The 3,277-nt window shown below is 36.9% G+C and carries 4 protein-coding genes; all 4 read left to right on the top strand.

Annotation, left to right across the window (positions count from 1 at the left end; all coding sequences use genetic code 11):
- The first annotated feature begins 48 nt into the window (after positions 1-48).
- The 4 genes from B4H32_RS12320 to B4H32_RS12305 all read left to right on the top strand — a co-directional run bounded on the left by B4H32_RS12320 (position 49) and on the right by B4H32_RS12305 (position 2,989).
- Entirely contained in the window at positions 49-468 is a 420-nt protein-coding gene (locus tag B4H32_RS12320; RefSeq protein WP_004677353.1) for a YeeE/YedE family protein, read from the top strand.
- Complete coding sequence (locus B4H32_RS12315) at positions 465-875, top strand: YeeE/YedE family protein (RefSeq protein WP_004769343.1); 411 nt, start codon at positions 465-467, stop codon at positions 873-875. The genes B4H32_RS12320 and B4H32_RS12315 overlap by 4 nt, the downstream gene beginning before the upstream one ends.
- Positions 876-886: 11 nt before the next feature.
- The gene (locus tag B4H32_RS12310; RefSeq protein ID WP_004758012.1) at positions 887-1,759 is read left to right on the top strand and encodes an MBL fold metallo-hydrolase; all 873 of its coding nucleotides are present in this window, start codon (positions 887-889) and stop codon (positions 1,757-1,759) included.
- Between the two features lie 645 nt (positions 1,760-2,404).
- Positions 2,405-2,989, top strand: a complete 585-nt coding sequence (locus B4H32_RS12305; RefSeq protein ID WP_004682022.1) for a uracil-DNA glycosylase family protein — start codon at positions 2,405-2,407, stop codon at positions 2,987-2,989.
- The last annotated feature ends 288 nt before the right edge of the window (positions 2,990-3,277 follow it).

The following is a 3,277-nucleotide window of genomic DNA, read 5'->3' as shown; positions in this document are numbered from 1 at the left end:
CACCTAATTAACATAATATAAAAAAATATAATATTATATGGTGTAATGATGTCTAGTATTCTCTTAGCATTGATCGGTGGTGGAGTTTTGGGCATTGCCGTTGTGGGCTATTTATATATCAATGGTCGTATTGCAGGTATGAGTGGTTTACTTGCCCAGTTATTACAACCAAAGTCTCTGAGTGGGAATCCAGCACTTTGGTTTTTACTTGGGTTATTTCTCACACCGTTTATTTACCAATTATTTGTAAAGCCTGAAATTATCATTGAATCCTCGCCATTCACTTTAATTGTAGCAGGGCTTTTGGTTGGCTTTGGAACACGTTTAGGTTCAGGCTGTACCAGTGGGCATGGTATTTGTGGTATCAGCCGATTGTCTCTACGCTCAATTATTGCAACGGTGACATTCATGCTTGCAGGAATGATCACCGTCTATCTTGTGCGTCATGTCATAGGAGTCCATTCATGAAAAACCTGTTTGCTTTCCTGTTTGGTGGTTTATTCGCTTTAGGTTTAATGGTCTCAGGCATGTCAAACCCTGCAAAGGTATTGGGTTTTCTGGATGTGTTAGGCGATTGGGATATTAGCCTGATGTTTGTCATGATTGGTGCAATTGCGGTGGCAATCATTCCATTTCAAAAAGCCATTCGACATCCTAAAACTTTATTGGGTGAAACGATGCTATTACCCAACAATAACCAAATTGACCAAAAACTGATGATTGGGGCTGTACTGTTCGGTATCGGCTGGGGAATTGCAGGTATTTGTCCAGCACCTGCAATTACTTTAATTGGACTGGGTTATTCACAAGCCTGGTATTTTATTGCTGCAATGATGTTTGGAATGTTTATACATCGCTTATGGGCTGAACGATAGGAGATATACTTATGCAACATCCTCAAGTCAAGGCTTTTTTTGACCAAAAGACTAATACGTTCAGTTATGTGGTCACTGATCCAGGTACACAGGTTTGCGCAATAATTGACAGTGTGTTGAATTATGATGCGGCATCTGCCTCAACATCGACTCAGGGTGCAGATGAAGTTATTCAATACATTGAAGAAAATCAGCTCAAGGTGGAGTGGATTTTAGAAACTCATGTTCATGCGGATCATTTAACCGCTTCGCAATATTTAAAAAGCAGGTTGGGTGGAAAAATTGCCATGAGTGAAAAGATTGCAATTGTGCAGGAAACTTTTAGTGCAATCTATCATATTGATCTTAAATATTTTAATACCCATCAAACCTTTGATTATTTGTTTAGGGATCATGAGCATTTTAAAATTGGTGAGTTGGATGCCTACAATATTCCAACACCAGGTCATACGCCAGCCTGTCTAAGTTATGTGGTTGGTGATGCAGTTTTTGTGGGTGATACGTTGTTTATGCCTGATTATGGGACAGCACGCTGTGACTTTCCAAAGGGGAGTGCGGAAGTCTTATATGATTCTGTGCAGCAGCTTTATAAGTTACCTGAACAGACTCGCGTTTTTCTTTGCCATGATTATAAGCCTGATGGGAGAACTGAGTTTGTGTGTGAAACCAGTATTCAAGCACAAAAGCAGGGAAATATTCATTTAAATGCCAAAACAGCTAAACAGGATTTCGTGCATATGCGTCAGGCGCGTGATGCGACATTAACAATGCCCAAATTGATTCTACCTTCCATACAAATCAATATGGATGCAGGACGTTTTCCTGAACCAGAATCCAATGGAATACGTTATTTGAAATTACCATTAAATTATTTCAAGTCCTAAGCTGATTCGCAAAGAAGCCTTATTTTTGCAATAAGGTTTCTTTTTAGTTCGATTATAAATAGCCTAAGTGAATTTTAAAAATTTGCAGAATAAAACTATCTCATAAATTTAAATCAATTATTAAATATCAATGTCTTGTTTATTATCAATAAAGAAATAAAAACAGCGGATCCATTAATGCGCTGTTTTTAAAATTGAATTTGAAAATTAACTAGTCAAAACTTCTTTATTCCAGCCATAACAATTGCTAAGGCAATTGGCAAGAACAGTGTGATCAATCCAGAATCCATAACTGTTTCTTCCTTTGATATGTTTTTGTCAAAATTTTTAGAAAGCATTCTACTGTAACAATTCATCCCAGAAAAAGTTATCATAATTTTCTCTAGTAAAAATATCCCCACTTAAACAATAACTTAAAAACAGGATTTAATGTTTAGACAATGGTGACGTGTGGGCAAGTGGTTCGTGGGGAAATCGTGACAACTCAAGCAGTTTGACAAGAATTTAATTTCTTATTTTGAAGTGGGGCGAATTTGATGCAGATATGATAATCAACACTAAGAGATAGAAAGGTGATGTTTATCGTAGTAATTTGCATCCTGAGCTGCTTAAATTATTAGTGAATAGGTATTTTTTAGCGGCACGATGATAGAAATAGAAACCCATCCACTCACTCCATTTTTGCCTGGTAATGCAAAACTGCTGATGCTGGGGAGTTTTCCACCACCCCAGAATCGGTGGAAGATGAACTTCTACTATCCAAACTATCAAAATGATATGTGGAGAATATTTGGCCTGATTTTTTTCAGTGATAAAAACCACTTTTTAGATTTACCCAATAAAAATTTTAAGGAAAGTCAAATCCGTGAGTTTTTGTCCCAAATTGGAATTGGGATATTTGATACGGCCTATCAAATTAAACGCTTGCAGGGCAATGCCTCAGACAAGTTCCTGGAAATTGTGACTCCAACCGATTTGTCAGCTTTGCTTGAGCAAATACCAATGTGTAATACCATTATGACAACGGGAGACAAGGCTACAGATACGCTGATGCAGCATTTTCCAGATCAGCCTATCAAGCCCATGATCGGTCAATCGGTAAAGGTGGGTTATGATAATCGTGAGCTAAGCTTATATCGGTTGCCTTCATCATCACGGGCCTATCCATTGGCACTGGAAAAAAAAGCGGACATTTACAAACAGTTCTTTCAACAAATTGGCTTGGTTTAATTATAAAAAGAGGAGAACAGCAGGCAGCCAAAGCAATTGAACATGATTTTCAAGAATTATCCAGCTATTTAAAATCACCTAAATAATCTTATGCTGATTTATGGAGCATAAGCATTAAAATGAAGCCGTTTTGGCACCAAAGCTAAGTCTATTCATCAAAAATCAATTAAATAAAAAATAAGTTATTAATTTATAATAAAAAATATATCTGGCACATTTTCTGCATTGATTCATCCAAACTTGTATACAAGATGGGATTCATAAAATGCATGAGATAAAAACTTTAGG

Source organism: Acinetobacter sp. UBA2063 (assembly GCF_002333245.1).
GTDB lineage: Bacteria > Pseudomonadota > Gammaproteobacteria > Pseudomonadales > Moraxellaceae > Acinetobacter > Acinetobacter parvus.
This window is presented reverse-complemented; position numbering and strand designations above follow the sequence as displayed.